Source organism: Streptomyces sp. NRRL S-495, assembly GCF_000966955.1.
Taxonomy (GTDB): domain Bacteria; phylum Actinomycetota; class Actinomycetes; order Streptomycetales; family Streptomycetaceae; genus Kitasatospora; species Kitasatospora purpeofusca.
The window spans coordinates 1-729 of the sequence record NZ_JZWY01000287.1 but is presented as its reverse complement, the minus strand read 5'-3'; the positions used below and the strand labels follow the sequence as shown (position 1 = coordinate 729).

Here is a 729-nt window from a genome sequence, read left to right as displayed (position 1 = left end):
CGACATGGCGATGGACATCCTGCAGAGCTCCGGTGCCGACCACCTCCTGGTCCGCGACGACGACGGCCGCTGCGCGGGGCTGCTGACCCGCCTGCACCTGGCGCCGTTCCAGACCCGCTCCCGGTCCACCGAGCGCACCCCGGTGCGCGACATCGTCCTCGACCGGGCCCCGTTCGCCACCGCCGACATGCCCGCCGCCACTGCGGCCGCCGCCATGCGTTCCCGCGGCCTGGCCCTGTGGCCGGTGGTGGACCACGACGGCCACGCCATCGGCCTGCTCAGCTTCTAGGGCGCGTCGGCGCCGACGCGCCGGCCATCGCGGTATCCGCCGGCAGCGCGCTTCGCCCCTACCAGCGGATGCGCCGGGCCGGTGCGGCCTCACGCGGACCTGGAATCCCCCTGCGCGGAAGCGGTCTGCGTGGTCCGCGCCGTGAAGCAGGGTGGCGGGCGGCCGGGCCGGTGGAGAACGGTCGGCCGGCGAACCGGAACCGAGGGGCTCGTGTCCCGGGCGGCCTGCGGTGAGCACCTGCTGCTCACCACGGGCCGGTTTCGTCGGCCTGGATGGCTGGGTCAGGTGTCGGCGGAGGGTTCCTGGCCGTGTTGGGAGCGGCGGAGCTGCTCGTTGATGCGCAGGGCTTCCTCGAGTTGATCTTCGAGGATGATGATGCGGCAGGCGGCGTCGATGGCGGTGCCCTGGTCGACGAGGTCGCGGGCGCGCATCGCAATCCG

The 729-nt window shown here is 73.8% G+C and carries 1 protein-coding gene and 1 pseudogene; one reads left to right on the top strand and one right to left on the bottom strand.

The window, feature by feature from the left end; translation table 11 throughout:
* Positions 1 to 289 (top strand): CBS domain-containing protein (locus VR45_RS16255; RefSeq protein ID WP_045940479.1); only part of this gene is annotated, 289 nt, incomplete at its 5' end.
* A gap of 281 nt (positions 290 to 570) precedes the next feature.
* On the opposite strand, the pseudogene VR45_RS16250 reads toward VR45_RS16255, so the two are convergent.
* Positions 571 to 729, bottom strand: a pseudogene (locus tag VR45_RS16250) (MerR family transcriptional regulator); the annotation flags it as partial.